The organism is Acinetobacter sp. SFB, assembly GCF_001647545.1.
GTDB lineage: Bacteria > Pseudomonadota > Gammaproteobacteria > Pseudomonadales > Moraxellaceae > Acinetobacter.
The window spans coordinates 475,028-501,669 of the sequence record NZ_LSZH01000011.1; the positions used below are offsets into that span (position 1 = coordinate 475,028).

Consider the following 26,642-nt stretch of genomic DNA (forward strand, 5'->3'; position numbering starts at 1 on the left):
GGAGAAAGTTATGAATAAAATGACTCAAGCAGCCTTAGCAGCCTTAGCCTTTGGTGTGTGTGCAACAAGTGTGTATGCAGGAGATGAAGATCGTGGAGGTGGTTACGATCCTAAGCCACCTGTTGACTGGAGTAAGTGTAATACTTTAGGTTGTGAAAAAGAAATTCCAATCACCCTCGATATTAAGAAAAAATGTGTTGTTACTGGGGGCCAAGGAATTGTTCTCAGTGCTGCGGGAGGAACTCAGACCACTAACTATTCTATTACAACAAATACTCCTTATGTTTTGAATTTACAAACAGCGAATGCGGGTACTAGTAATACGACCTTTGTAAAACATGAATCAGATCCAACTGCAAAAGTTTCGACTACGATTGTTACTACTAAATCAGGTCAGGTGGCTGCTGTTGGTTTAGGTAATTCAAATCATGCGGGTGAAGCTACTGACGTATTTACTCTCAAAGTAACTAATGCAGCAGTAAGTGCTTCACAAAAATCAGGTATTTATAACGATAAATACCTGATTAAAGCTTACTATTAATAGTTAAATAAACCTAACCTGGCGCAAGTGTTGGGTTAGGTTTTTATTATAAAAATAATAAGGATATAATTAAATGAAAACTATAAGTATATTTTTGGCCACTTTTATTTTATTTATATCGGGTGTACAGGCAGATGTTTCAATAGATCCTGTTCAGATGTATATATTGAATGATGCTAAGCAAAAAACGACGACTTTAACTCTTGAATCTATAAATGAAACTGAAAAAAAATTTTTTGAAGTAAAGGCATATAAATGGGATCAGAATAAGAATGGGGAAGATGTATTAGAGCCAGAAGATGCATTAATTATTAATCCTAGGAGTTTTATCCTGCAACCAAAAGGAAAACAGGTAATCCGGATCGGATTTAATCGTCCTACACAATCTATATTGGCCGGTAAACAAGAGGGTGCTTGGCGAATTTTGGTAGAAGAAATACCTCAAGCTGTAAAAGAGTCATCGATTACTTTTTTACTTAACTTTAATTTACCTTTGTTTATTGGAAAACAAGATGATATTAAATTAAAATTCAATATTGAAAATGATAAGTTAATTGTATGGAATAAGGCAAATTCCCACATTCAAATTGCCAATTTGAAAATTATTGACTCGAATAAAAAAGAAATTTTTAAAAGTGATACATTGGGCTATGCACTTGCTAATAAAAGTCTTTCTTATGACCTGAAGGGGCTAAAAATACAAGATATTAACAATTATAATGTTAAATTACAAACAGATAAATCAAATGAAATGGTAGAGCTTAAATTTATGGAATAATTTTTATTTAGGGGATTTCCTATGAAATCAAACCAAGGGGTCTTAATATTAATAAATATATTTCTCATTTTTAATGTTAATGCAAGTGAAAATAAGTTAGAAGAAAGCTTTGCAAACTTATGGATCAACGATTTAGATCACAATACTGATATAGTTTTGTTGAAATATAATGAACAATTTTATGTTGAATGCAATGAGTTATCAAACCGAAATATTAATATAAATAAATTATTGCGATTAATATCCAGAAATAATTTTTGTTTGGTTTCAGGTGACTCTATTCAATCTCAATTTGATAGTTCTATTCAGGCTATTAAACTCACAGTACCTTCTACACTTTTTACATCTTCTTCAAATATTTTAGACATGAATACGATACCAGAAAAAGCAAGTTTAGGCGGTTTTATAAATTATGATTTAACCTATTTAAATAATCGTATGGATGGTGAAATCGATAATTCATATAATGGTTTAGCTGATTTAGGAGTTTTTAAAGATTATTGGATTTTTAGAAATTCAGTTGCTTACCAAAATACACCAGCAGGTGATTTTTTTAATCGATTAAGTACAAATATTGATTTTGAAATCCCCAGTAACATGACACGCCTCACACTGGGTGATACTACCACTATATTTAATCCACTTATTAATTCATTACGATTTGCAGGTTTGAGTTGGGGAACTAATTATACAGAAAGACCAAATTTTATTTATTGGAATACTCCTGCGCTACAAGGAAGTGCTCGTCTTCCATCAACCGTTGATTTATATATTAATGGTGTAAGTATTTATAGTCAAAAGGTCAGTCCGGGTGAATTTAATCTTCAGACGGGTGCTCAAATTCAACAAGCTGGAAATGCACAAATTGTTGTCGAAGATGTTTTAGGAAATAGAAGTGTCCAAAGTTTTCCTATATTAGTCACAAACCGTTTATTGCGTCCTGATTTAAGTGAATATAATATTTCTTTAGGTAAGTTGCGTTACAATTACAATATTAAAAGTGATGATTATCGTGATTTTTTTTCTAATTTCTATTACAGGCGCGGCTTATCAAATACAACGACGCTTGGTTCTAATTTTCTCTACAGTGATGAAATACAAAACTTGGGTTTAATGTGGACTCAAGCCATTAGTCATTATGTTGTACTGGATAGTATAGTTCAGGCATCACATGATAGTAATCAATTTAATTATTCATATGGATTATCAGCCAGTAAGGACTTTGGCCGATTTTCATTAGGGGCAAGTTCAAAATATACAGAAAGAAATTTTAAATTTTTAGGGGATGATCTAAATGGGGTGTCTGTTTATCCTAAATTTGAGCATTTAATTTATGGCGGAATGAGTAATGTACCTGTATTACAAAATATTTTCTTTAATTATGCAGAGCAAAATTATCATAAAGGATCAATAGTTACTGAAGATAATGTTGCTTTTTTACAGCAAGACCGTAAAACATTTAGTATAGGTTTTAATCGGCGTTTGGGTAGGAAAGCGACATTAGGGTTGAGTTATTATAATTCATTTGGTGAAGAGAGAGATGCTAGCGCAATATTAACTTTTAGTTATAGTTTTGATGATGATAAAGCTATCTATTTTAGTCATTCAACAGATGATAATACTAAATTACAATTTGTTAAGAGTAATGCCAATCAAGTTGGTTTTGAATATGAAGCAGGGATAAACCGGAGAAATGAAGAGAATTTTTATAACCTAAAAGGTCGATTAAAAACTAATGTTGGTGATTTAAATTTTTATCATATAGAAGGTGATAATGAAGGAGAATCACAATTAAATTATCGTGGGGGACTGGTTTGGTTACAAAATAGTTTAAGCTTTACAAAGCTTGTCGATAATGCTTTTTCTATTGTGAGTGTAGGTGATTATGAAGATGTTGATATTTTACGCTCTTTATCGGTAGTAAATAAGACCAATAAAAAAGGCTATGCATTTATTCATGATATTATTCCTTACGTAAATTATGATATTGGATTTGATCAAAATCAGTTGCCGATAGAGGATAAAATTCCATACTTAAGTAAAAAGCTTACAGCCTTTAATCAGCGCGGCTATGTAATTAATTTTCCGGTTTTTCATGCGAAGCAAGTTACGGTTCGTCCTTTAGATATTAATAATAAAACATTTATAGCGGGTTCTGAATTACATATTGATAATGATGAAGGGGAGGTATATCCAATTTCATCAGACGGTACGGTGACTTTGTATGGCTTAATTCCTAAAACTTATAATGTGAAAATAAAAACAAATGATCCAAAAACCTGTTCAGCACAGTTAATGGTTACTGAGAATCCAAATACGGCGGATAAGGTGATAAATCTTAATTGCAAATAAATGGAGAAATAAAATGAAATTTAAATTAGGTCTACTTATATTAGCCATGTGTTTTAGTAACCTTGGTTATGCTGGCCGATGTCAGATTGAAAAAGCCACAGCATCACAACTTCAACTGAGTTCTTCTTACTTAAGTCAGGCAGCTACATCATTTTCAGTGGCATGTGATAGTAATTATGCGATTAAATTCAGTTCTCGAAATTTAACCAGTCCTGCTGGAAATAGCTATTTGATTAGTGATCGAAATCGTAAAATAAGAACACAAATGTTTATTTCGGGTGCAACATCTTCAAGATGGAATACCCCCATCTCACAACCGGCAACCGATCAAACTAAATTTGTTGTGCTTGTGCAATTGGCGGAACAGCCCACTGCATCTACGCCAGCAGGGCTTTATAAAGATAGTTTATATGTCAGTCTTATATATTAGGTAGATATGGGAATATGTTCATAAAGCCTGATAAAGTTTTCTTATAGCAGAGAGTGTTTTTTTCATTGAAGCAGATAAATTCGATAAAGAAATATATTAATTATTAAATTTGAGGTCTTATTATCATCAAACTGAAAGAAACAACATCTAAGCTAAGATTAAAATAACGACACAGGTGTTGTATGACAAATTTGTATGCGACCAGTCTGCTAAAACACCAAAATTTTCCAGAAAGCTTTCAATTTTATTTTAAGCAAAGAAAGCAGGATATTTCGTTTGATAACGTTCAAATTTTAAAAGACTTGGTTCGTCCACGCCTAAAAATAGCCATTGTTACTGAAACTTGGCCTCCAGAAATTAATGGGGTAGCCCTATCTTTACTACAATTATGCAAAGGTTTACAAAAACAAGGTCATAAAATTTTACTGATTCGGCCAGAGCAACAACACGCATGTTGTGATTTTTTACCCAATCAAGAATGTCTGGTCAAAGCACAATCTATTCCTAAGTATCCAAGCCTTCAATTTGGTTGGCCACAATTTTTAAAAGTATCACATGCGCTGGATGATTTTGTACCGGATGTTGTGCATATTGTTACCGAAGGGCCTTTGGGTTTGAGTGTTTTGCAAGCTGCAAAAAGCAAAGGTATTCCTGTTTCAAGTGGTTTCCATTCACCTTTTCAAGAATTTAGTCGCTTTTTCGATTTAGCTTTTTTGGTTAAGCCCATTCAGCGCTATTTACGTTGGTTTCATAACAATACACAACTGACATGTATTCCCGGTAAAGATACAGAATATATTTTAAGAAAGTTTGGTGTGCGTTGTCCTTTGGCTATTGTTGGACGTGGTGTAGATGTTGCTTGTTTTTCTCCAGAACATAGTTTGAGTGCTTTACGTCAACAGTGGAAAGCGACTTTAGAGACCCGGGTGATGCTCTATGTAGGACGACTGTCTCCCGAGAAAGAAATAGATGTTTTGGTAAATGCCTATATCGCTATGAAGCAAGTGACTCAGCAAGATGTAAAACTGGTGATTGTAGGTAATGGGCCAGATCGGAGTCGTCTGGAAATGTTATGTCAAAGCCATGATGTTATTTTTACCGGAAATTTAACCGGTCTGAATTTAGCGCAAGCCTACGCAAGTGCCAATGTTTTTGTATTTGCCAGTCAAGTTGAAACTTTTGGTAATGTGGTGTTGGAGGCAATGGCAAGTGGTTTACCCGTGATTGCTTATGATTATGCCAGTGCACATTTGCATGTGAAAAACGGTGAAACTGGGTGGTTAAGTCCTTTAGGGCAAATAGATAAACTGATTCAGTTAATTTATCAACTACCGAATAATCAACAGTTGAAACTCATGGGAGTGCAAGCCCGTGAAACAGTGCTAAATGTAGGATGGCAACATCCGGTACGGCAGTTCGAGCAGGCACTGTATGGCGTTGCCAGAGAGATAAAAATGACATCCTGAATTTAAAGCAGATGCTTAAAGGAGAATCATCATGAAATTAAAAAAAGCAATAATAACGATGTTAGATCTCGACTTAAAAGGATGTATGTATCTGAATCATTTTTCACATTCACACACGGTTGCCTATTTTTTTAAAATCATTAGCCGTCTTGGCAACGGTTTGTTTTGGTGCTTCATGTTGGCAAGTCTGTGGATATTGGAAGATACGTTTTATATCGAACAATTACTTTATCTTTTGATTGGTGGCTCTGTAGGTTCTGCAATTTATAAAATTTTAAAACAGAAAACCACGCGTCCTCGACCTTATCAAGTACATCAGGTGGTTCTATTGCAAGAACAACCGCTAGATCACTTCAGCTTTCCTTCTGGACATACCTTGCATGCTGTTATGGCGAGTACGGTGATGGGGTATATTCAGCCGATGTTACTTGTTTTGATGTTGCCTTTTACGCTTTTGGTGGCCATATCCCGTATGGTTTTGGGACTGCATTATCCAAGTGATGTCATTGTAGGTGCCCTGATTGGGGTATTGGTCGCAACCGGCATTATTTTTACCGCGCCATTTTTAAATATCGTGTTATAAAATGTCTTTTTAAAAATCGAAAACCTATTTTACGATTTTAGGAATTTGTTAAAGTAGGGCATTCATTTAACGTTTAGGAACACCCATGGGTTTACGTTGGACTGACACCATTGATCTTGCCATTGAACTTTCTGAAGCACATCCAGATGTCGATCCACAATGGATTCGCTTTACGGACTTGCATGCATGGGTTTGTGCATTGCCAGACTTTAAAGATGACCCGGAAAAATCGACTGAAGGTCTGTTGGAAGGGATTCAATTGGCATGGATTGACGAAGTTCGTTAATCGCTAAATTGAAAAAAACTATTTTTTACATATCAAAAGCTGATACTTGCTGATTATCTCGGTATAATGCGGCAAAATTTTCTCGTCAAATTGACATAAGGAGCCAATCATGGCTATTGAACGTACTTTATCTATCGTTAAACCAGATGCTGTTGGCAAAAACAACGTTGGTGACATCTTTGCTCGTTTCGAAAAAGCTGGTCTTAAAATCGTTGCGACTAAAATGAAACACCTTACTCAAGCTGAAGCTGAAGGCTTTTACGCTGAGCATAAAGAACGTGGTTTCTTCGGTGACCTAGTTGCGTTCATGACTTCTGGTCCTGTTGTAGTATCTGTTCTTGAAGGCGAAAACGCTGTTCTTGCTCACCGCGATATCTTGGGCGCAACTAACCCTAAAGACGCTGCTCCTGGTACTATCCGTGCAGATTTCGCTGTAAGCATCGACGAAAATGCTGCTCATGGTTCTGACTCAGTTACATCTGCTGATCGTGAAGTTAACTACTTCTTCGCTCAAACTGAGATCTGCCCACGTACTCGTTAATTCGAAGTATTCAAACCAGATAAGTGTTATTATACTTATCTGGTTTTTTTATTCTTTGAATAAAACTTTGCTCGATTATTGAGCTTCTCCTTTCATCTTTAGACATGGTTTAGGTAATTACACATGAGTACTGAAGTCGTCGCTGTCTCTGCAATTTCTGATGCACAGCAACCATCTCCATCCACTCCGATACAGCAAAATGCTGTAGAAAAAGTGAACTTACTCGGCATGTCACGTCCGCAACTGGAAAAATTCTTCGAAGATATTGGTGAGAAGAAATTCCGTGCCGGTCAGGTGATGAAGTGGATTCATCAGTTCTTTGTGACTGATTTTGCTGAAATGACCAATGTTTCAGGCAAACTTCGTGAAAAACTGGAACAGATTTGTGAAGTCAGAGCACCAGAAGTGGTGCACCGTAACTATTCTAAAGACGGTACCCGTAAGTGGGTGTTCCGTGTTGGTGATGGTGACGGTTCACTGGTTGAAACCGTACTGATTCCGGCAGAAGATAAAACCGGTCTGCGTAAAACCTTGTGTATTTCTTCACAAGTGGGTTGTGCGCTGGACTGTTCATTTTGCTCAACCGGTAAACAGGGATTTCAGCGTGATTTGACACCTTCAGAAATCATCGGTCAGCTGTGGATGGCAAACTATTCTTATATGGAAGAAGTACCTGTTGCAGAACGTGAGCGTTCAGTCACCAATGTGGTGATGATGGGTATGGGTGAACCATTACTCAACTATGACGCTGTTCTTAGCTCAATGCACATTATGCTCGATGATTTTGCTTATGGCATGTCTAAACGTCGTGTGACTTTATCGACCTCGGGTGTTGTACCGAAAATTGACCAAATGGTGAAAGATATTGATGTGGCACTTGCTATTTCTTTACATGCGCCAAATGATGAACTGCGTAATGAACTGGTTCCAATTAATAAAAAATATCCGTTAGAGCAACTGATTGCTGCATGTCAGCGTTATATTGCTAAAGATGGTAACGAAAGTTCTCGCAAACATGTGACCATTGAATATGTGATGTTGGATGGGGTGAATGATCATCCTGAACATGCACAACAGATGATTAAGTTACTGAAAAATTTACCAAGTAAAATTAATTTAATTCCGTTTAATCCATTCCCGCATGCACCCTACGGTCGTTCAAGCCGTAACCGCATTATTTCTTTCCAAAAAACTTTGTCTGATGCAGGTTTTGTGTGTACGATTCGTCAGACACGTGGTGATGATATTGATGCTGCGTGTGGACAGCTGGTGGGTCAAGTGGCTGACCGTACGCGTCGTGCGGAACAGTGGAAAAAGAAAATTGCGCAAAGTAATGAGATTATGCGCTCTCAAGGATAATAAAAGGGGACGCCAATTGAGAAAGCCCGCATATAAATTAGCTTTTATTACAACGATTTGTATGTCTGCTATTTTTATCACTGCTTGTCAAACATCGACAACAATGGTGAAGAAAGATCCAGAAAAAGCAATTAAAGTTCGCACTCAATTGGCTGCAGAATATATTAAATCGGGTGACCTGGACTCGGCAAAGCGTACTTTAGACCAGGCGCTGGAAATGAATTCCCGAGATTCTGCTGCAAATATGATGATGGGGATTTTGCTGCAACAAGAAGGCAGTAAAATCAGTATGGATAAAGCAGATGCTTATTTTAAGCGTGCTATTTCTGCTGATCCCAAAAATGCGCAAGCGCGTAACAACTACGGTACTTATTTGTATCAAATTGAGCGCTATAATGATGCGATTGAGCAACTCAATGTTGCAGGTACGACATTGGGTTATGATCAACGCTATAAAGCATTTGAAAATGTGGGGCGAATTTATTTAAAGCTAGGTGATGTGACGAATGCTGAAAAATCATTCAAACAAGCCCTACAAGTAAATCGTGATTCCTACATTTCAATGTTAGAGTTGTCCGAAATTTTTTATTTGAAACAGCAGACCGCTGCTGCGACACAGTTGTATGAACAGTTTGTGCGTGGAGTAGGTCAAAAGAATCAAGGTGCGCGTGCGCTCTGGATCGGTATCCGAAATGCACGGGCAAATAGTGACACAATGGGAATGCAGGTACTTGTTAATCAATTACGTGCGCTTTTCCCGGAGAGTCCAGAATACCAACGTTATCTGCAATTACAGTACAGTACTGAGGCCGTATGGAAGTAAATCCTAATTCACAGCAATCAAATGGTTCAAGCGTAGCACCCAATGCATTAGGAAATGTTCAGCGTCCAGGTGAGTACTTACGTCAAATTCGAATTGCACAAAAGCGTGAATTAAATGACGCTGCCAAAGATTTAAACATGCAAGTGAAAACTTTGACAGCTTTAGAACAAGATGACTATAAAGCTTTGCCGGAAGCGACCTTTATTAAGGGTTACTATCGTATTTATGCAAAATATTTAAAGGTCGATGCAACAGCGATCATCCAGCGTTTTGATGAAATTTATCAAAATGATACAGGATTATTGCCAAATCATGCCTTAAACAATTCACCGATTAAAATCATGGGCAAACTGCCAGGTTCGAATCGTGATCGTAACAAGAAATGGTTAAAACGGATCGTTATTGCTTTGGTGGTGTTGTTAGCTGTGATTGCTGCCGTGATGACTATGCAAAACATGTCCTCAAATCAAGATGCTAGCCAAGAAATTGCACCAGCAAAATCTGATGTGGAAGTGCTGAATTTAGATCATTCAACTGCTGTATCAGGTGATCAGTTGGAGCTTGAGTTTGGTCGTCCAACTTCTGTACATATTGTAGATTCAACGGGTAAAGTTCTGGCAACAGGTCGTCAGGCATCGACAGTGAAATTAAATGGTGAAACCCCATTTCAAATTCGTCTGGATGATGCATCAGCTGTAACCTTAACGTTAAATAATGAAAAGATTGCGTTGTCACCTTATACAGTGAATGGCAAAGCAGACTTCCGTTTGTCACGTTAATGGGTAAAGAGAAGAGCGATATTAATGATTGAAAATCCGATTAAGCGCCGTCCCACTCGTAAAATCCGTGTTGGCTCCGTCTATGTAGGTGGTGATGCACCGATTAGCATCCAGAGTATGACCAATACCGAAACTTGTGATGTCGCGGCTACTGTTGCACAAATTCAGCGCTGTGCCGATGTCGGTGCAGACATCATGCGTGTTTCTGTACCTTCAATGGAAGCAGCAGCAGCATTCGGTGAAATCCGCAAGCAAGTGACAGTACCCTTGGTTGCCGATATTCATTTCGACTATAAAATTGCTTTGGCTGTGGCCGATGCGGGTGCAGATTGCTTGCGGATCAATCCGGGCAATATTGGTTCGGAAGCAAAAATTCGTGAAGTGGTTGCTGCGGCACGTCACAACGATATTTCCATGCGAATTGGGGTGAATGCCGGTTCGTTGGAAAAAGATATTCAGAAAAAATATGGCGAGCCGACAGGTCAAGCATTACTTGAATCTGCGATGCGTCATATCGATATTTTAGACCGTCTGGATTTCCAGGAATTCAAAATTTCGGTGAAAGCATCGAATGTGTTTTTAACCATGGATGCCTACCGTTTGTTGTCTGCACAAATCGATAATCCATTACATTTGGGTGTGACTGAAGCGGGTGTTTACCGGACTGGTTCAGTGAAGTCAGCAATTGCCTTGGGTGGTCTGTTGATGGAAGGCATTGGCGATACCATGCGTATTTCCTTGGCAGCAGAGCCTGAAGAAGAAGTGAAAATTGGTTTTGATATCTTGAAATCATTGGGGCTTCGTTCTAACGGGATTAACTTTATTGCCTGCCCAAGCTGTTCGCGTCAAGAATTCAACGTGATTAAGGTGATGCAATCACTGGAAGAGCGTTTGGAAGATATCCGTACCCCGATGGATGTATCGGTGATCGGGTGTAAAGTGAATGGTCCGGGTGAAGCTAAAGAAGCGGATATCGGTGTTGTTGGTGCAAGTCCGCGTTCACTGGTGTATCGTAATGGCGAGAAAAGCCATTTAATCGATACCAATCAATTGGTTGATGAAATCGAAACTATGGTTCGTCAACGTGTTCAAGAGATTGAAGAAGCTAAATCTAAAGAAATTATTCGTACAAGTTTTTGAGTAGGTCATGAGTTCAATTGTTGCAATCAAAGGTTTTAATGACATTCTTCCAACGCAAACTGCTGCGTGGAGACGTCTTGAGCAACATTTAGCATCGCTTATGGATGCTTATGGTTACCAGCAAATCCGTTTGCCGATAGTTGAGCAGACCAATCTGTTCAAGCGTTCAATTGGTGATGCGACGGATATTGTTGAAAAAGAAATGTACACTTTCTTGGACAAGGGTAATCCACCTGAGTCTTTGACTTTGCGTCCAGAAGGGACTGCAGGCTGTGTACGTGCCATGCTTGAGCATAATCTGCTTCGCGGCGCGACCCCTCGGGTCTGGTATGTCGGACCAATGTTCCGTTATGAAAAACCACAAAAAGGTCGTTACCGTCAATTTCATCAGTTTGGTGTGGAAACATTTGGTGTCGCTACACCGGATATGGAAGCAGAATTGATTTTGATGACTGCACGTTTGTGGAAACGCATGGGAGTTGCCGATAAGGTTCAGCTTGAACTGAATACTCTAGGTGAGTCTGATGAGCGTGCTGCATATCGTGCTGCATTGGTGGAATTCTTAGAATCACATAAAGGTGATTTAGACGAAGATTCACAACGTCGTTTAGAAACTAATCCACTGCGTATCCTTGATTCTAAAGATGCACGTACGCAAAAAATTCTTGAAAATGCACCCAAACTTCACGACTTTATGGGTCAAGAAACTTTGGCTCACTTTGCGCAATTGCAGCAGTATTTAACTGATGCAGGAGTGGAATTTGTCATTAACCAAAAACTGGTTCGTGGGCTGGATTACTACAACAAAACTGTTTTTGAATGGACAACTACACATTTGGGTTCACAAGGAACAGTATGTGCCGGTGGCCGTTATGATGGTCTGGTAGGTCAATTGAAAGGGAAGGCTGATCAGTCTGTACCTGCAGTTGGCTTCGCTATGGGGATTGAGCGTTTGCTGCTTCTACTTGAACAAGTGGAAGACAATACCCCTTTACGCGATTGTGAAGTATTCTTGTTGTCAGATCCTGCATCACAAGGGAAAGCTCTGGTACTTGCAGAACAAATTCGTGACCAGCTGGAAACGGCAAATAGCAATATTCGCCTGAAAGTCGGTTCACAAGGTTCGATGAAGTCTCAGATGAAAAAAGCGGATCAATCAGGCGCTATTTTTGCCGTGATTGCTGGTGAGCGTGAATGGGAAGCACAACAATTAGCGGTGAAAGAATTGGCAACTGCGGAGCAAACTGATGTTGCTGTAGCGGATATTGTGCCATTTTTCATTGAAAAATTTTCTTCAAAATAAGCTTAAAAAACATAAGGAAAAGGTAATCACATGAACGCATTGAGTGATGATGAACAACTTGATAGCTTAAAGTCTTTCACTAAAAAATATGGCTCTGCCATGATTAGTGGGATTTTAATTGCGTTGATTGCCTTTTTCGGATGGGAATATTGGCAGAAGAAAAACCTGGCTGAATCCCAGATGGAAACAGCCAAGGTTCAACAGTTGATGGATGATGCAAAAAATGTACAAGGCAATCCCAATGCATTTAATGTCTTATCTGCAACTGCGGACAAAATTGTAAAAGAAGCACCCAATTCTGCCCAGGCTATTCAAACGCAATTGCTGATGGCTAAACTGGCGTATGACAAAGCAGATTATGCGCATGCAGAAAGGGCATTGAAAAAAGTTGAAAATTCAAAGCTGGATGATGCAGGCTTGGTTCAGTTGGTTAAGCTGCGCCTGGGTTATGCTCAACTTGCGCAAAAGAAATATGATGATGCATTAAAGACATTGGCTGCAGTGACAGATCCAGCTTTTAAAGCCACTGCTGATGAAGCACTTGGTGATGTATATGTTGCTAAAAATGATATAGAAAATGCTAAAAAATCGTACAAGAGTGCATGGGATGCACTGGTTGAACGTAAGCAGGAGCGTCAAATTTTACAAATTAAACTCGAAAGTGTCGGTGTTTTAGTTGATGATCCTGATGTGGAACGACCGATTTTAGAAACACAAGTGGATGAGTCATGATGGATAGAAAATACAAAATACCGTTTGCGCTGACAATTTTAACATTCGCACTTGTTGGCTGTTCAACGAATAAAATTAAAGTGGAAGAGGCTAAACCTAATCCATTACCTAAATTGGTCCAAGCCAAAAGTCTTGTTCCTGTATTTTCTCAAAGTGTTTCATCAACATCGGAAGCAGATCCTTTGCGTCTGCGTTTAGATGTGGATAACGGTGTAATCTTTGCATTAGATCCAAAAGGTGAAGTGGCAGCTTATCAAGGTAAGCAGCGCATCTGGGAGAAAAAGGTTTCTAAACAGGGTTTAAGCTCTGGTGTAGAGGCGGGCGAAGGCATCGTTGTTGTAGGCAATAAGAAAGGTCAATTGTTTGCTCTAGATCAGGCGACAGGTGAACAAAAGTGGACTGCCCAGTTGTCGGGTGCCATTTTATCTGCTTCATTGATTCAATCAGGTCGTGTGATTACTGTTAGTAATAACGGCACTGTGTATGCGCATGATCTTTCCACCGGTCAGCAAGTTTGGACATATAACCTTCCTAATGTACAATTTAGCTTGCGTGGAATGGCATCGCCGGTTGCACTCGATCCGCGTACGGTATTGATTGCTTCATCCAATGCTTATGTTTATGCCCTGGATATACTCAGTGGTGTACCGCGTATGCAGCGCCGTGTTGCAGTAAGCGATGGCCGTTCAGATATTCAGCGCCTCAATGATATTGATGGCGATCCAGTTGTTGCAGGTCAGTTTCTTGTAACAACCAGTTTCCAAGGACAAGTCACTGTTACAGATTTGGCTTCACAACAAGTGGTGTGGAGTGAAGATGCAAGCAGTATTCAACGTCCAGAAGTAGCGAATAATACCGTTTTTGTTGCACAAGCAGATGGCAAAATTACTGCTTACGCACTAACAACAGGTGAGCAATTATGGCAAAACGATAGTTTGCTCAATCGTCAGCTCAGTAATCCTGTTGTGCTCGGACAAGACCTGGTGGTTGGTGATCTCGATGGTGTATTACACTTAATAGATCCAACTTCTGGGCAACTCATTGGTCGATCAAAAACAAGTGGTGAAGTACGTTCACTACGCGTAATTGATGGACAACTATATGTCTCCACCAGAAAGGGCGCGTTAAGCGTTTGGCAGAACCGTTAATTTATGAAACCCGTAATTGCGCTAATTGGACGTCCGAACGTCGGTAAATCAACGCTATTTAACCAGATTACCAAGAGTCGTGATGCACTCGTGGCTGACTTTGCTGGTCTTACTCGTGACCGCAAATATGGCGATGCAGTATTCCAAAATAAATCCTTCATTGTAGTCGATACAGGCGGTATCGGTGAAAGTGAAGCTGGTATTGATTCATACATGGCTGAGCAATCAAAAACAGCCATCAATGAAGCCGATATTATTGTTTTTGTTGTTGATGCGCGTGCGGGATTACTAGCGTCAGATGAACAAATTGCACGAGAACTTCGTACCCTCGGGAAAAAAGTTTACTTGGTTGCAAACAAAGTTGATGGTGTACATGCCGAAGCTGCAGTGGTTGAGTTTTATCAACTTGGCTTTGGCGAACCCATGCATGTTGCAGCAAGCCACGGTCGTGGTGTGGCTCAAATGCTTGAAGATGTGCTTGAAGATATTCCTGAGGATGAAGATCCTGCGTTGCATGATCAGAACACCGGTTTACGCTTAGCCGTGATTGGTCGTCCAAACGTCGGTAAATCAACTTTGGTCAACCGTTTACTGGGCGAAGAGCGTGTTGTGGTTTATGACATGCCAGGTACCACGCGTGATTCTATTTATATTCCGTATGAACGGAATGAACGCAAATACACGCTGATTGATACTGCAGGTGTGCGTCGTAAAGGCAAGGTAGATGAAATGGTTGAGAAATTCTCAATCGTGAAAACGCTACAAGCGATTAAAGATGCCCATGTTGTGGTTGTAGTATTGGATGCACGTGAAGGTGTGGTTGAACAAGATCTGCATTTGATTGGCTATGCTTTAGAAGCGGGCCGAGCAATGGTGATTGCAATCAACAAATGGGACAACATGACAGAATACGACCGCAAGCAATGTAAGCTTGATGTCGACCGTCGTTTTGACTTTATCCCATGGGCCAAAGTGCATTTGATTTCAGCATTGCATGGTACCGGTGTAGGCGAGTTATATCCTTCCATTCATCGTGCATTTGACTCTTCACATTTGAGAGTTTCGCCTGCGAAATTAACTCAAATTTTGAATGATGCCACTGAAGCACATCAACCGCCAATGATTAGCGGTAAACGTATTAAAATGCGTTATGCCCATATGGGTGGTCAGAATCCACCAACGATCATTGTACATGGTAATAAAGTCGATAAAACCCCTGCGGATTATCGTCGTTATTTGGAAAATGTATTCCGTCGAGTGTACAAACTTGAAGGGACGCCAGTGCGTATTGACTTTAAAACGTCTGAAAATCCATTTGAAGGTCGTAAGACGCAAATGGATGAACGCATTGCAGCACGTAAACGTCGTTATGTTCAGAAATTCAAGAAAGCTGAAAAGAAATTTAGAAATTAATTAATCTTCTATTGATCAAAAAAGCCTGAAGTTTACTTTGGGCTTTTTTGTTTTAAGATGTCATTATATTTTTGGATCAGGGAATGCACGTGACCAGATTGATACGCGTAGATGTCGATAAAATTGAGCATATTGTCCCGCTATCTAAAGAGTTGGATCGCAAGACTAAAATTCAGCAGCAAAAACAGGCCATTTATCGTTACCGGAATCAATTGCTCTCACAGCAATTAGGCACAACCATTCAGCAAGAAGATTTTGCGAGTACGGAACATGGCAAACCGTATTTAGTTAAATCTCCTCAATTTTATTTTAACCATAGCCATAGCCAAAAAAATTATGCTTTAGCCACCAGTACCCATATGCCAGATTTAGGGGTGGATATAGAAGATTTAGACCGAAAGGTGCGCTTTGAAGCTTTGGCAGCGCACGCTTTTCACCCCAATGAATTACAACACTGGAATGAACTGGACCAAGACCCTGCTTACTGGTTTAAAGTCTGGACCACTAAAGAGGCAGTATTAAAAGCATCGGGTTTGGGTATACATCTAAATTTAAATGAGTTAGAGACTCGGGTGCATCCTGTTTATGATGGAGGATTATGCAGTCATCCTTTAATTGGCACATTTGCTTATCAAAATTTCAATTTAGGTCATGTTATGTTAACGGTCGCATGGCGTTCAGAAGCTTCATGTAAGGGTTTTGCTTTCCCGGAAATTAAAATACATTTCCCATCTTAAAAATAACTTTAATAAGCTCGATGCAGCATTGAGCATTTAAAAAGAGCCTTATGATCAGGCTCTTTTTTTATTGAATCATTTTCTTTTGGCTAAAAACATCGTGCTCATCCGGTTAATGAACTGCGGACTGAGTTTGGATAGATTGAACATGATTTTAGTTTTTAATCCCACAGGTTGGTGGGTGGGGGTAAATATACTGTTTTTAAGCTGTACCAACTGGTAGATCTGTTGAGCCACATCTTTTGCACTTAAATGCACGCCCATATTTTGGATAGTCCCTGCATCCATATCTTTAACCATCGCGGTTTGAACAAATAAGGGCATGACATCTAAAACCCGAATACCGTATTTTTGCCATTCGATATCTAAGCCTTCGGTAATGCCGCGTACCGCAAATTTACTGGCGGAATAAGACACTAAATCAGGTTGGCCATAAATGGCAGAAGCCGAGGACAGATTAATCACTCGTGCAAAAGAGGCTTTCTGTAAATAGGGCAAAGCGGCATGGCAGCCATTTAACACACCATTCACATTAATATCGATGGTTCGGTGATGTGCTGCGATGTCGGTCTGTTCAAAAGCTCCCGAATAAAGAATCCCTGCATTGTTAACCAATACATTCACTTCACCTGCCCAGAGTTGAAATTCATCAAGGGCGTGCTGCCATTGGCTATAATCAGCGACATCGAGCGAACCCGCTTTTGCTCGTGATCCTAATTGTTGGGCAAGTTTCTGGGCTTGAATTTCGTTGATATCATAGATGCCGACTTTGTAGCCGTGTTGATAAAACAGGGTAGCAATAGCAGCACCAATTCCTTGTGCTGCACCGCTAATAAAGATACTGTGCATGTGTTTTTTCCCTTTCAGTTTTGTTTTTGTGGCACTAATTTTTTAATAATTCGAGCTTGAGCATAACAAATATTGAGGGTGAAAAATGCTATTTTTTTAAAATGACGGGAGTGATCAAACCATGGATAAATTATTGGCAGTGATGCGTGAATTACGTGAAAAATGTCCTTGGGATCAGCAGCAAACACCGCAAAGCCTGACCAAATATGCCATCGAAGAAGCGTATGAGGTGGAAGCAGCAGTCAGGGATGGAAATACCGACGAAATTCGGGATGAACTCGGGGATTTGCTCCTGCAAGTGGTTTTTCAGTCACAAATGTATAGCGAAGTCGGGGCTTTTGATTTTAATGATGTGGTGAATGCGATTACTGCAAAGTTAATTCGTCGTCATCCCCATGTATTTCAGGCAGAGCAATGTTCACAGCTTAGTTCAGATGATGTGGCTATGCTTTGGAAAAAAATTAAACAACAAGAAAAACAAGGCCAAGCTCAATCGCGTTTGGATGAGATCAAACATGGGCCTGCAATTCAGCAAGCACATGAAATTCAAAAAAATGCAGCACAAATTGGCTTTGATTTTCCTGATGTGGCAGGCGCCTATGGCAAGCTGAATGAAGAATTAGATGAGCTGCAACACGCTATGCACAATCAAAATTCCGACGAAATATTCGATGAATTTGGTGATTGTTTATTTTCACTGATCAATGTTGGACGTAAACTGGGACTTTCCAGTGAAATGGCGCTTTTAAGCACTATTCATAAATTTAGAACACGTTTTGCTTTCATTGAAGATCACGCCCAGCAACAGCATAAAAAAATTGAGACGCTATCTTTAGAAGAAATGGATCGGCTGTGGGAGCAGGCAAAACAACAATTAAAATAAAAGGCTAATAATGAAAAAAATAATACAGCTGCTGAATGCGATTTTTTATATGGGTACTTTGATTGCAATGTTGAGTGGAACGGCTGCTTATGCTCAGCAATTCGATCAAAAATACTTAAAATGGAAGGCTGAACAGGAAGCCGAAGATGCACGCTTAAAAATACCGCATGTATCTCCACCCAAAAATTATTATTTGGCGAAACCTGCTTTACAGGCATCTATGGAGACAAAAATAAGTTTGAACCACGCCAATCTGGAACAGCTACAAGAGCTGACTGGGGTCGGTTTAAAAAAGGCTGAAGCGATTATTGCCTACCGTCAAAAAAATGGTAAATTTAAAAACATTGAGGAAATACAGCAGGTCAAAGGGATTGGACCGGCTTTATTTGCCAAGAATAAAGCTCGATTAGCCTTATAATTTGTGGCTTAATCTGGCAACAAGGGCTAAACAATATCTTGAGCATCGAGATAATCAAATTGCCCTTTGATTGTGATAGATATATGATTAGCGTCATCTTAGATATTTTACGTTCAGACGTAGGAGACAGCGTCTTTTGCAAACTTTGCGCGCGTCAAAATGTGGTTTATCAACCGCTCAATTACCTTCTTCCATATTAGATGTTATCGATGCCTTAAATAAGGCAGGCTTTGAAGCTTATCTTGTCGGTGGTAGTGTCCGTGACTTAATGTTGGGTCTTAATCCTAAAGATTTTGATGCCGTCACCGATGCAACACCTGCCCAAGTGAAAGAAGTTTTCGGACGGCGTTGTCGTATTATTGGACGACGTTTTGAGCTTGCTCATGTCTATTCAGGCCGAGAACTGATCGAAGTTGCGACATTCCGTGCACCACCTAAAAAAGCAGTGACTTCTGCTTCAGGCATGATTCTACGCGACAACAATTGGGGTACGATTGAGCAAGATTTTGTGCGTCGTGATTTTTCCATTAATGCGATGTATTACCAGCCGCGTAAAGGGATCGTGCTCGATTTCTGTAATGCCATTGAGGATATCGAAAATAAAACTTTACGTTTATTGGGTGATCCGACTTTACGTTTTGAAGAAGATCCGGTGCGTATGCTGCGTACTTTGCGTTTCGCAGCAAAATTAAATTTCACTATTGCACCTGAAATTTTAGAGATTTTCACCCCGGAAATGACTCAGTTACTGCGTGATATTTCTCCGCATCGTTTATATGATGAATCGCAGAAATTGTTCACCATGGGTCATTTAAATCGCGTGCTGCCGATGCTGATTGATTTTGATATCTGGCCTCAGCTATTTGCCGATATCTCTCCGGTTATTTCAACCTTTATTGAACGCGCAGCCATCAATACTGATCAGCGTATTCAAATCGGTAAAACCATCAACCCTGCATTTTTCTATGCAGTGTTGCTGTGGAAACCTTTTTTAGAGCGTTGCGAATTTTATCTCGGCAAAGGTGTAGTTGCAGCAGAAGCACGTGCACAAGCGGGCCTGGATGTATTAAAACGTCAGGCCACCCGTACCATCATTCCACGTTTTGCAGAAACCTTTATTCGTGAAGTTTGGGAAATGCAAACCCGTTTGCTCAATCCAAAACCACAACAAATCCAAGCTTTATCGACCCATGCGCGTTTCCGTGCCGGTTTCGATTTCCTGTTGCTTCGCGAAAAGTCTGGCGACAGCACCACCCAAGGTATGGGAATGTGGTGGGATGCTTATCAGCTGATGAGCACCGATGAAAAAGAGCGGGCCATTAGTCAGTACAATCGTCAACGTGCAAAAAGTCGTCGTAAAGCGGCAACAGAAGATGTGATTGAATCTAGATCTGTCTCTGTAGAAATTGAACCTCTGGTTAACGAGCCTGAACCACATCGCCGTGAACGCAAGAGCAGAACCCGACCTGACAGACCTGTTCAAACAGTTTCTGCTGGCGGCTCAGAGATTGCATATGACCATCCAATTCTAAAACGTAAACGGGTAAAACGTGATTTAAGCCAAGTTGTTTTTGGACCCACACAATGACCACAGTCACCTATATTGGCTTAGGTAGCAATTTGGGTGATTCACGCCAGATTTTGCTTGAAGCTGTGCACAAGCTGGCAACGCTTGGAGGTGTGAAAACCTCGAAGTTATATCAAAGTCCACCCATGGGTCCCCAGGATCAGCCGAATTATTTAAATGCGGTGGTGCAGCTAGAAACTGATTTAGCACCTTTGGTCTTATTGGATGAGTTGCAACGTTTTGAACAAGAGTCGGGTCGGGTGCGTTTACGCCATTGGGGCGAGCGTACCTTGGATCTAGATTTATTGCTCTATGGTCAAGAACACATTCAAAATGATCGTTTAACTGTTCCGCACGTGGGATTGTGCGAACGTGATTTTGTGGTCATACCCCTGTTAGATTTAGATGTAAATATACAAATTAAAGCACAACGATTAAAAGATTTACCCCTGGTTCAACATCCGACAATTGCTGTTCTGGATGATGAAACTTGGTCAAATATTTAATTTAGACATGTGGAAAGCATGGGTTAGAGGAATATCTTGATGATTAGTCTCAGCGACTTAAGAAAATTTAAAACGGATGGACGCAAATTTTCTTGTTTGACTTGTTATGATGCAAGTATGGCAAAAGCAATGGAAATTGCCGAAGTCGACAGTATTTTAATTGGTGATTCTTTAGGGATGTCGATTCAAGGGCGTGATTCCACTCTGCCGGTTACTGTAGAAGATATGGCTTACCATACTGCAGCGGTACGTCGTGGTAATCAGCATGCCTTTATTATGACTGATTTGCCGTTTATGAGTTATGCGACACTAAATGATGCATTGCAAAGCTCAAAAACGGTTATGCAAGCTGGCGCACAGATGGTCAAAATGGAAGGCGGTGCGTGGTTAAGCGAAACCGTCACTGTTTTGACCCGGAATGGTATTCCAGTCTGTGTCCACTTAGGCTTAACCCCACAATCGGTTCATGTCTTTGGCGGTTATAAGTTACAAGCCCGGACACGAGAAGCCGCGGATCAGCTGATCGCAGATTGTAACGCCGTAGTTGATGCAGGTGCTGCAATATTATTATTAGAATGTGTGCCTGCACAATTGGGTAAAGAAATTGCTGAACTGTTCCCGCATATTCCTGTGATTGGGATTGGTGCTGGCGCAGATACCGATGGTCAGGTACTTGTAGTGCAAGATATGTTGGGGCTGACCTTTGGCCGTGTGGCTAAATTTGTACGTAATTTTATGAAAGAACAGGCAGGGGAAACTGCAATTCTGGATGCTTTTAAAGCCTACCATGCTGCAGTACAAGAGGGTTCTTTCCCTGCCAAAGAACACACTTTTCAAGTCGAGCTGTAAAAATGAAAACAGAAACTAGCATTCAGGGATTAACTGCTTCACTGAGTCCAGCTCGATCGGCGCGAAAAATTATTGGTTTTGTTCCAACCATGGGTAATTTACACGAAGGTCATTTAAACCTTGTACGTGAAGCGCGTAAATTATGTGATGTGGTGGTGGTCAGTATTTTTGTCAATCCCATTCAGTTTGGTCCAAATGAAGATTTTGAAAATTATCCGCGTACTTTAGAGCAGGATAGCCGTTTGTTGGCAGACGTAGGCTGTGACATTGTTTTTGCACCCACCGTTGAGCAAATGTACGGCAATAAACCCCGTTTAACCAATATTAGTGTTTCTGAAATCACCAATGATTTATGTGGTTTACAGCGTCCAGGTCATTTTGATGGCGTAGCCGTTGTGGTGACTAAACTGTTTAATATGGTGCAACCCAATTTTGCTTTCTTTGGACAAAAGGATTACCAGCAACTGGCTGTGATTCGTCAGTTTGTACGTGATCTGAATATTCCGTTGGAGGTGATTGGGGTGCCGATTACCCGTGCCGAAGATGGTCTGGCTCTTAGCTCGCGTAATGGTTATTTAAGTGAAGAACATCGTCAGATTGCACCGACCATTTACCAAAGTTTAAAAGCGGCTGAACAAGAACTTCAAAGCGGTATTACTCTAGCGGAAGTGTTAGAAAATATTAAGCAAAAGTTGACACAAGCTGGTTTTATTGTGGAGTATGTGCAAGCGCGTACTCTGGAATTACAACCAATAGAAGCATTTGATCAGGATGTGGTTTTGTTTGTCGCGGCAAAATTAGGTTCAACCCGATTGATTGATAACTTGCAAGTTAAGTATATTGCGTAAAACTTAGTTAAGGACAGCCTTGCCATGAAACGTATTTTAATCGTTACAGGACAATCCGGATCAGGAAAATCATCTGCGTTGCAGATACTTGAAGATTTAGGATATTACTGTATTGATAATTTACCCTTGGCATTACTGCCTGAAATTGTTGCTAAACTGGACAATGAAAATAATTTAGAACAATTGGCTTTGGGGGTGGATGTACGCAGCACTCGTGCAGACCTAGAAGAGTTTGATCATGTTTTTGAACAACTGCAAACCCATGGTTCGGTCGATATCATTTATCTGACCACTCAGGATCAACAATTGATTTCCCGTTTTAGCACTTCGCGTCGTCCTCATCCTTTGTCCAGTCGTTTTAAAAGTTTGAATCAGTGTATTCAGGAAGAAAAGACTTTATTGCTTCCGATACAATTACGTTCAACGGTACATATTGATACTACGGATAAAAGTGTGCATGATCTCAAGCACACGTTGTTGTCTAAACTTGGACAATCCGATAACCTCATTTTAATTTTGCAGTCTTTTGGTTATAAGCACGGTATTCCATTGGATGCTGATTATGTGTTTGACGTCCGTCATTTGCCTAATCCGCATTGGGAGCTGGAATTGCGCAAATATTCAGGTTTGGATTTACCTGTACAGCAATTTTTACTGCAAAGTGAACAAGCCAACGAAATGTTCGAAGATATTTATCATTTTTTAGATAAATGGTTGCCTGCCTTTGCCGAGGGGCACCGTCACTATATGACAGTGTCGATTGGGTGTACCGGAGGGCAGCACCGTTCAGTATATATAGTGGATAGACTCAAAAAAGCTCTTGAGGCAAAATGGTCTATTCAGGTCTTACACAGGGAAATGAAGCACTGGTCATGATTGACACAACTGTTGACGTAATTAATAAACTAGGTTTACATGCGCGTGCATCTGGAAAACTAATTGAGGTTACCACCAAATTTCGTTCATCGATTCAAATTGGTAAAGGTGATAAATTAGTCGATGCAAAAAATATTATGTCCTTGCTCATGCTCGGTGCAGGCAAAGGCACAACTTTACGTTTAGTGCTTGAAGGTGCAGATGAAGAACAAGCTTTATCTGAAATTCAGGCGCTATTTGCAGCAAAATTTTACGAGGCAGATTAATCGTGGCACGTCGACCGCAACAGCGTTTTACTGAAGATGACTTTGAAACTTTAGAAGGACGTGCAAGCAAAACCGAACAAAAAAAAGCAGTTCAGCGTATGGCTGCTTTAGGTGAACAACTCTCTGAACTGAATGTTAAACAAATTCAGAAACTCCCTGTAGAAGAGCGTTTAATTGATGCACTGCTAGAAGTACGTAATATTACGTCCTATGAAGCACGTCGTCGCCAGTTTTTACGGATTGGTAAATTATTGCGTAATGAAGATGAGGCAGTGATTTTATCTTATTTAACCCCGCAACAAGGTGCGAAAAAAACCGCGCAATTGCAGCGCTGGGTTGACCGAATGATTGCACAGGGTGATCCGGCAATCAAAGAATTCATGAAAGCGCATAATGCTGCTGAACATCACCCAATTCGTCAGCATATCTTGCGTATTCAGCGTGACATCAGCAAACAGTTGCCTGAAGAACAAGTCGCTGCGTCCAAGTTGAAATTGTTTAACTATATTCAGCAAGTGGCCTTAATTTCAGATAACTGATTTTTTTCCATGATAGAAATAAAAAAGCGACCTAATCGGTCGCTTTTTTATGCTTGAAGAATTCTCTTGCCCCTTTGGAGGCGAGTTGAAGAGGATGGGAGCTTTATCCTGAAACATATCTTTGAAATAAATCATTTTTCAACGAGTTATTTGAAATCATATATTTTTTAAATATATATGAATTTTCTCAACCCCTCTCCTAAAAGAAGAGGAAACTGCGATTATGAGAAAAAAGCGGGTTCAGGAGAAATTAATTACACTCACCTGTAGCACGTTCTTTAGCCCAGTCACGCAAGATGAATTTTTGCAGTTTCCCGGTTGAAGTTTTAGGAATCTCGGTAATCACCAGATCTTTAGGCACTTTAAAACGTGCTAGATGCTGTTTACAGAATTCAATCAGCTCTTCAGGGCTGGCTGTTTTGCCTTGTTTTAGTTCCACAAAGGCACATGGAACTTCCTGCCAGCGTGGGTCAGGTTTAGCCACCACCGCCGCAGTGAGGACCGCAGGATGCTGATAAAGCACTTCCTCCACTTCAAGCGATGAAATATTTTCACCACCGGAAATGATCACGTCTTTGGAGCGGTCAGTGATTTTGGCATAGCCATCTGATTGGCACACAGCAAGGTCACCGGTATGGAACCAGCCGCCGGCAAATGCTTCGGCCGTTGCTTCAGGATTCTTTAAATAACCTTTCATGACAATATTGCCACGGAACATGATTTCTCCCATGGTATGACCATCATGTGGAACCTCTTGCATGGTCTCTGGATCAAGCACTTTCATACCATCTTGCAGTGGGTATGGAACGCCTTGACGCGAGTGCAACTGCGCTTGTTCCTGAATCGACAAATCACTCCAGCCGGCTTGCGCTGCGCAGAGAGCAGAAGGACCGTAGGTTTCTGTCAGACCGTAGACATGAGTGACATTGATGCCAATATTACGCATACCTTCAATAATCGCTGCTGGAGGCGCAGCACCCGCCACCATGACTTCGACGCGGTGATCCAGCTTGGTCTTCTTCTCTTCAGGAGTATTGATGAGCAGGGACAAAACAATTGGCGCACCGCAGAAGTAATCCACTTTATGTTCAGCAATTAGTTTAAAGATCAGTTCAGCATCGACCTTACGTAAGCAGACATTTGTTCCGCCATTGGCAGCCATGGTCCATGCAAAGCACCAGCCATTACAGTGGAACAGCGGTAATGTCCATAAATAGGTGGCACGAGGCATCATGCCGCAAGCAATGATATTACTGGCTGCGTTAATGTAGGCACCGCGGTGATGGTAAACCACGCCCTTAGGATTGCCTGTGGTGCCAGAGGTGTAACTTAAGCTGATGGCATCCCATTCATCTTGAGGTAAATGCCATTCAAAATTTGCATCGCCTTGGGCAATCCAGTCTTCATATTCAACTTGGCCAATCGGTGTCGACGCATTTTCATATTCTTCGTCAGCCACATCAATCACATAGATCTCTTGTGACACCAGTGTAAGTGCCTCTGTAGCCAGCGCAGCAAATTCGGGATCGACCAATAATACTTTGGTTTCAGCATGCTCAAGCATAAATGCCAGTGTCTTGGCATCCAGACGTGTATTTAAGGTGTTGAGTACCGCACCTGCCATAGGCACGGCAAAATGCGCTTCAATCATGGCAGGAATGTTCGGCAGCAGTACAGACACGGTATCATTTTTACCGATGCCTAATTTTTGGAGTTGGCTAGCAAACTGACGGCAACGATTGTATTTCTCACGCCAGGTAATACGACGCTTACCGTGAATAATCGCATCTTGATTTGGATAGATATACGCTGCACGATCAAGATAGCGCAAAGGTGATAACGCTACAAAATTTGCGGGGGTACGCGGTAATTCATCGTATGCGTTAACCATTTTAAAACTCCGTTGTATATTTATTTTCATATCCTGTTAAAAAGATATGCGCTTCTTGGCAATCTTGCATTTAGGCTTTAGTCGAGTGCGTTTTTATAATTCTTAACATATTGAATATTAAGGGTAATATTTAGCGATACTGCAATATTTTGAACGCCCGGATTCCCCTATTTGATTTTTTAGGTATTTTACTCTAATTGGGCAGTTAAAATAATATCAGCCAGGGAAGAATAATGAAATTATATATAGCATCGCCCACAGAGTGTCTGTAATGATCGGGCTTTTGGTTCCATGCTGCTTAAGCCGAGTGCTTGTGATCTGGACAATTTATCAGAACTAAAATGTACACTGTGGATTGCTACACCTGTGTTAAGTTTTTTTACCTTATAGCCAATTTTCCGGTTGAGAATTACTGAATTACCTTGTTCATAATAATCAAACTTTGTTCATGTAGGGAGATTGGCGCGCCGATTATATTTATCCTGCAAAACATCAGCCGGATATTTTATATGGATATAGCAGTAACCCGAAAATGATGCAGGTTCTCAAACAGCGCGATGGCGTCGTGGCTAATTATGTGTTTTTAATGCGGCAACAGAGCAAAGCGGTTATTCTGCAATTTGACGAATTTTATGCCTATGCTGAGGCAGAATTTGCAGAGCGGGATACCTGTAGAGAATAAAATCAGAAGCAAGAATCCCCAATTCTGGTAAGGGGAGAGTATTGGCAAATAAATTCA

The 26,642-nt window shown here is 40.4% G+C and carries 29 protein-coding genes; 27 read left to right on the forward strand and 2 right to left on the reverse strand.

The annotated features are described in order from the left end of the window. Positions 1-10: 10 nt before the first annotated feature. The 17 genes from AY606_RS06735 to AY606_RS06815 all read left to right on the forward strand — a co-directional run bounded on the left by AY606_RS06735 (position 11) and on the right by AY606_RS06815 (position 16,411). On the forward strand, positions 11-541 hold the full coding sequence (locus AY606_RS06735) for a hypothetical protein (RefSeq protein WP_067866396.1): 531 nt from the start codon (positions 11-13) through the stop codon (positions 539-541). Between the two features lie 73 nt (positions 542-614). Further along, on the forward strand, positions 615-1,319 hold the full coding sequence (locus tag AY606_RS06740; RefSeq protein ID WP_067866398.1) for a fimbrial biogenesis chaperone: 705 nt from the start codon (positions 615-617) through the stop codon (positions 1,317-1,319). Positions 1,320-1,340: 21 nt separating this feature from the next. After that, a complete protein-coding gene (locus AY606_RS06745; RefSeq protein ID WP_067866400.1) occupies positions 1,341-3,671 on the forward strand; it encodes a fimbria/pilus outer membrane usher protein in 2,331 nt (776 codons plus the stop codon). 13 nt (positions 3,672-3,684) lie between these two features. Further along, positions 3,685-4,101, forward strand: coding sequence for a hypothetical protein (locus AY606_RS06750; protein ID WP_067866402.1), 417 nt, complete (start codon positions 3,685-3,687; stop codon positions 4,099-4,101). A gap of 182 nt (positions 4,102-4,283) precedes the next feature. Then, complete coding sequence (locus AY606_RS06755; protein WP_067866404.1) at positions 4,284-5,567, forward strand: glycosyltransferase family 4 protein; 1,284 nt, start codon at positions 4,284-4,286, stop codon at positions 5,565-5,567. A 31-nt stretch (positions 5,568-5,598) separates the two neighbouring features. Continuing rightward, positions 5,599-6,150, forward strand: coding sequence for a phosphatase PAP2 family protein (locus tag AY606_RS06760; RefSeq protein ID WP_067866406.1), 552 nt, complete (start codon positions 5,599-5,601; stop codon positions 6,148-6,150). A gap of 85 nt (positions 6,151-6,235) precedes the next feature. Next, a complete protein-coding gene (gene iscX / locus AY606_RS06765; protein ID WP_067866409.1) occupies positions 6,236-6,436 on the forward strand; it encodes a Fe-S cluster assembly protein IscX in 201 nt (66 codons plus the stop codon). A gap of 109 nt (positions 6,437-6,545) precedes the next feature. Next, on the forward strand, positions 6,546-6,977 hold the full coding sequence (gene ndk, locus AY606_RS06770; protein ID WP_067866411.1) for a nucleoside-diphosphate kinase: 432 nt from the start codon (positions 6,546-6,548) through the stop codon (positions 6,975-6,977). Positions 6,978-7,100: 123 nt separating this feature from the next. Beyond that, a complete protein-coding gene (gene rlmN / locus AY606_RS06775) occupies positions 7,101-8,336 on the forward strand; it encodes a dual-specificity RNA methyltransferase RlmN (protein ID WP_067866412.1) in 1,236 nt (411 codons plus the stop codon). A 61-nt stretch (positions 8,337-8,397) separates the two neighbouring features. Continuing rightward, a complete protein-coding gene (gene pilW, locus AY606_RS06780) occupies positions 8,398-9,159 on the forward strand; it encodes a type IV pilus biogenesis/stability protein PilW (protein ID WP_067866414.1) in 762 nt (253 codons plus the stop codon). Then, positions 9,150-9,938 carry a helix-turn-helix domain-containing protein gene (locus AY606_RS06785; protein ID WP_067866416.1) on the forward strand — a complete coding sequence of 263 codons (789 nt, stop codon included), beginning with the start codon at positions 9,150-9,152 and terminating at the stop codon, positions 9,936-9,938. Before pilW ends, AY606_RS06785 begins: the two co-directional genes overlap by 10 nt. A gap of 24 nt (positions 9,939-9,962) precedes the next feature. After that, a complete protein-coding gene (gene ispG / locus AY606_RS06790) occupies positions 9,963-11,078 on the forward strand; it encodes a flavodoxin-dependent (E)-4-hydroxy-3-methylbut-2-enyl-diphosphate synthase (protein ID WP_067866417.1) in 1,116 nt (371 codons plus the stop codon). 7 nt (positions 11,079-11,085) lie between these two features. Continuing rightward, entirely contained in the window at positions 11,086-12,381 is a 1,296-nt protein-coding gene (hisS, locus tag AY606_RS06795) for a histidine--tRNA ligase (RefSeq protein ID WP_067866419.1), read from the forward strand. A 30-nt stretch (positions 12,382-12,411) separates the two neighbouring features. Then, the gene (locus AY606_RS06800; protein WP_067866420.1) at positions 12,412-13,113 is read left to right on the forward strand and encodes a YfgM family protein; all 702 of its coding nucleotides are present in this window, start codon (positions 12,412-12,414) and stop codon (positions 13,111-13,113) included. Continuing rightward, positions 13,113-14,261, forward strand: a complete 1,149-nt coding sequence (gene bamB / locus AY606_RS06805) for an outer membrane protein assembly factor BamB (RefSeq protein WP_067866422.1) — start codon at positions 13,113-13,115, stop codon at positions 14,259-14,261. The genes AY606_RS06800 and bamB overlap by 1 nt, the downstream gene beginning before the upstream one ends. Before the next feature lie 3 nt (positions 14,262-14,264). Then, the gene (der, locus tag AY606_RS06810; RefSeq protein WP_067866424.1) at positions 14,265-15,674 is read left to right on the forward strand and encodes a ribosome biogenesis GTPase Der; all 1,410 of its coding nucleotides are present in this window, start codon (positions 14,265-14,267) and stop codon (positions 15,672-15,674) included. Positions 15,675-15,763: 89 nt separating this feature from the next. Further along, positions 15,764-16,411 carry a 4'-phosphopantetheinyl transferase family protein gene (locus AY606_RS06815; RefSeq protein ID WP_081408374.1) on the forward strand — a complete coding sequence of 216 codons (648 nt, stop codon included), beginning with the start codon at positions 15,764-15,766 and terminating at the stop codon, positions 16,409-16,411. Between the two features lie 75 nt (positions 16,412-16,486). Here the strand turns inward: AY606_RS06815 and AY606_RS06820 are convergent, their stop codons facing one another. Further along, the gene (locus AY606_RS06820) at positions 16,487-17,260 is read right to left on the reverse strand and encodes an SDR family oxidoreductase (RefSeq protein WP_067866428.1); all 774 of its coding nucleotides are present in this window, start codon (positions 17,258-17,260) and stop codon (positions 16,487-16,489) included. Between the two features lie 121 nt (positions 17,261-17,381). Here AY606_RS06820 and mazG point away from each other — a divergent pair, with 121 nt between their 5' ends. The 9 genes from mazG to yjgA all read left to right on the forward strand — a co-directional run bounded on the left by mazG (position 17,382) and on the right by yjgA (position 24,012). Next, positions 17,382-18,143, forward strand: coding sequence for a nucleoside triphosphate pyrophosphohydrolase (gene mazG, locus AY606_RS06825; protein ID WP_067866430.1), 762 nt, complete (start codon positions 17,382-17,384; stop codon positions 18,141-18,143). Positions 18,144-18,210: 67 nt separating this feature from the next. After that, positions 18,211-18,561, forward strand: coding sequence for a ComEA family DNA-binding protein (locus tag AY606_RS06830; RefSeq protein WP_249409229.1), 351 nt, complete (start codon positions 18,211-18,213; stop codon positions 18,559-18,561). Between the two features lie 136 nt (positions 18,562-18,697). Next, a complete protein-coding gene (gene pcnB, locus AY606_RS06835; protein WP_067866434.1) occupies positions 18,698-20,149 on the forward strand; it encodes a polynucleotide adenylyltransferase PcnB in 1,452 nt (483 codons plus the stop codon). Continuing rightward, on the forward strand, positions 20,146-20,634 hold the full coding sequence (gene folK, locus AY606_RS06840) for a 2-amino-4-hydroxy-6-hydroxymethyldihydropteridine diphosphokinase (RefSeq protein WP_067866436.1): 489 nt from the start codon (positions 20,146-20,148) through the stop codon (positions 20,632-20,634). The genes pcnB and folK overlap by 4 nt, the downstream gene beginning before the upstream one ends. 39 nt (positions 20,635-20,673) lie before the next feature. Beyond that, a complete protein-coding gene (panB, locus tag AY606_RS06845) occupies positions 20,674-21,483 on the forward strand; it encodes a 3-methyl-2-oxobutanoate hydroxymethyltransferase (protein WP_067866438.1) in 810 nt (269 codons plus the stop codon). A gap of 2 nt (positions 21,484-21,485) precedes the next feature. Further along, entirely contained in the window at positions 21,486-22,331 is an 846-nt protein-coding gene (panC, locus tag AY606_RS06850) for a pantoate--beta-alanine ligase (protein WP_067866440.1), read from the forward strand. Between the two features lie 24 nt (positions 22,332-22,355). Beyond that, positions 22,356-23,207 (forward strand): RNase adapter RapZ, encoded by an 852-nt coding sequence (gene rapZ / locus AY606_RS06855; RefSeq protein WP_067866442.1) that lies wholly within the window; start codon positions 22,356-22,358, stop codon positions 23,205-23,207. Then, positions 23,204-23,473 (forward strand): HPr family phosphocarrier protein, encoded by a 270-nt coding sequence (locus tag AY606_RS06860; protein WP_010325935.1) that lies wholly within the window; start codon positions 23,204-23,206, stop codon positions 23,471-23,473. Before rapZ ends, AY606_RS06860 begins: the two co-directional genes overlap by 4 nt. Positions 23,474-23,475: 2 nt before the next feature. Next, a complete protein-coding gene (yjgA, locus tag AY606_RS06865) occupies positions 23,476-24,012 on the forward strand; it encodes a ribosome biogenesis factor YjgA (protein WP_067866444.1) in 537 nt (178 codons plus the stop codon). Positions 24,013-24,262: 250 nt separating this feature from the next. On the opposite strand, the gene AY606_RS06870 is transcribed toward yjgA, so the two are convergent. Next, positions 24,263-25,903, reverse strand: coding sequence for an acyl-CoA synthetase (locus tag AY606_RS06870; RefSeq protein ID WP_067866447.1), 1,641 nt, complete (start codon positions 25,901-25,903; stop codon positions 24,263-24,265). 532 nt (positions 25,904-26,435) lie between these two features. Here AY606_RS06870 and AY606_RS16080 point away from each other — a divergent pair. Then, complete coding sequence (locus AY606_RS16080) at positions 26,436-26,585, forward strand: hypothetical protein (RefSeq protein WP_155858135.1); 150 nt, start codon at positions 26,436-26,438, stop codon at positions 26,583-26,585. The last annotated feature ends 57 nt before the right edge of the window (positions 26,586-26,642 follow it).

Excerpts from the sequence above, each read along its gene's own strand:
- AY606_RS06735 (WP_067866396.1), top strand. The coding sequence starts at position 11 with ATGAATAAAATGACTCAAGCAGCCTTAGCAGCCTTAGCCTTTGGTGTG.
- AY606_RS06740 (WP_067866398.1), top strand. The coding sequence starts at position 615 with ATGAAAACTATAAGTATATTTTTGGCCACTTTTATTTTATTTATATCG.
- AY606_RS06745 (WP_067866400.1), top strand. The coding sequence starts at position 1,341 with ATGAAATCAAACCAAGGGGTCTTAATATTAATAAATATATTTCTCATT.
- AY606_RS06750 (WP_067866402.1), top strand. The coding sequence starts at position 3,685 with ATGAAATTTAAATTAGGTCTACTTATATTAGCCATGTGTTTTAGTAAC.
- AY606_RS06755 (WP_067866404.1), top strand. The coding sequence starts at position 4,284 with ATGACAAATTTGTATGCGACCAGTCTGCTAAAACACCAAAATTTTCCA.
- AY606_RS06760 (WP_067866406.1), top strand. The coding sequence starts at position 5,599 with ATGAAATTAAAAAAAGCAATAATAACGATGTTAGATCTCGACTTAAAA.
- iscX (WP_067866409.1), top strand. The coding sequence starts at position 6,236 with ATGGGTTTACGTTGGACTGACACCATTGATCTTGCCATTGAACTTTCT.
- ndk (WP_067866411.1), top strand. The coding sequence starts at position 6,546 with ATGGCTATTGAACGTACTTTATCTATCGTTAAACCAGATGCTGTTGGC.
- rlmN (WP_067866412.1), top strand. The coding sequence starts at position 7,101 with ATGAGTACTGAAGTCGTCGCTGTCTCTGCAATTTCTGATGCACAGCAA.
- pilW (WP_067866414.1), top strand. The coding sequence starts at position 8,398 with ATGTCTGCTATTTTTATCACTGCTTGTCAAACATCGACAACAATGGTG.
- AY606_RS06785 (WP_067866416.1), top strand. The coding sequence starts at position 9,150 with ATGGAAGTAAATCCTAATTCACAGCAATCAAATGGTTCAAGCGTAGCA.
- ispG (WP_067866417.1), top strand. The coding sequence starts at position 9,963 with ATGATTGAAAATCCGATTAAGCGCCGTCCCACTCGTAAAATCCGTGTT.
- hisS (WP_067866419.1), top strand. The coding sequence starts at position 11,086 with ATGAGTTCAATTGTTGCAATCAAAGGTTTTAATGACATTCTTCCAACG.
- AY606_RS06800 (WP_067866420.1), top strand. The coding sequence starts at position 12,412 with ATGAACGCATTGAGTGATGATGAACAACTTGATAGCTTAAAGTCTTTC.
- bamB (WP_067866422.1), top strand. The coding sequence starts at position 13,113 with ATGGATAGAAAATACAAAATACCGTTTGCGCTGACAATTTTAACATTC.
- der (WP_067866424.1), top strand. The coding sequence starts at position 14,265 with ATGAAACCCGTAATTGCGCTAATTGGACGTCCGAACGTCGGTAAATCA.
- AY606_RS06820 (WP_067866428.1), bottom strand. The coding sequence starts at position 17,260 with ATGCACAGTATCTTTATTAGCGGTGCAGCACAAGGAATTGGTGCTGCT.
- mazG (WP_067866430.1), top strand. The coding sequence starts at position 17,382 with ATGGATAAATTATTGGCAGTGATGCGTGAATTACGTGAAAAATGTCCT.
- AY606_RS06830 (WP_249409229.1), top strand. The coding sequence starts at position 18,211 with ATGTTGAGTGGAACGGCTGCTTATGCTCAGCAATTCGATCAAAAATAC.
- folK (WP_067866436.1), top strand. The coding sequence starts at position 20,146 with ATGACCACAGTCACCTATATTGGCTTAGGTAGCAATTTGGGTGATTCA.
- panB (WP_067866438.1), top strand. The coding sequence starts at position 20,674 with ATGATTAGTCTCAGCGACTTAAGAAAATTTAAAACGGATGGACGCAAA.
- panC (WP_067866440.1), top strand. The coding sequence starts at position 21,486 with ATGAAAACAGAAACTAGCATTCAGGGATTAACTGCTTCACTGAGTCCA.
- rapZ (WP_067866442.1), top strand. The coding sequence starts at position 22,356 with ATGAAACGTATTTTAATCGTTACAGGACAATCCGGATCAGGAAAATCA.
- AY606_RS06860 (WP_010325935.1), top strand. The coding sequence starts at position 23,204 with ATGATTGACACAACTGTTGACGTAATTAATAAACTAGGTTTACATGCG.
- AY606_RS06870 (WP_067866447.1), bottom strand. The coding sequence starts at position 25,903 with ATGGTTAACGCATACGATGAATTACCGCGTACCCCCGCAAATTTTGTA.
- AY606_RS16080 (WP_155858135.1), top strand. The coding sequence starts at position 26,436 with ATGATGCAGGTTCTCAAACAGCGCGATGGCGTCGTGGCTAATTATGTG.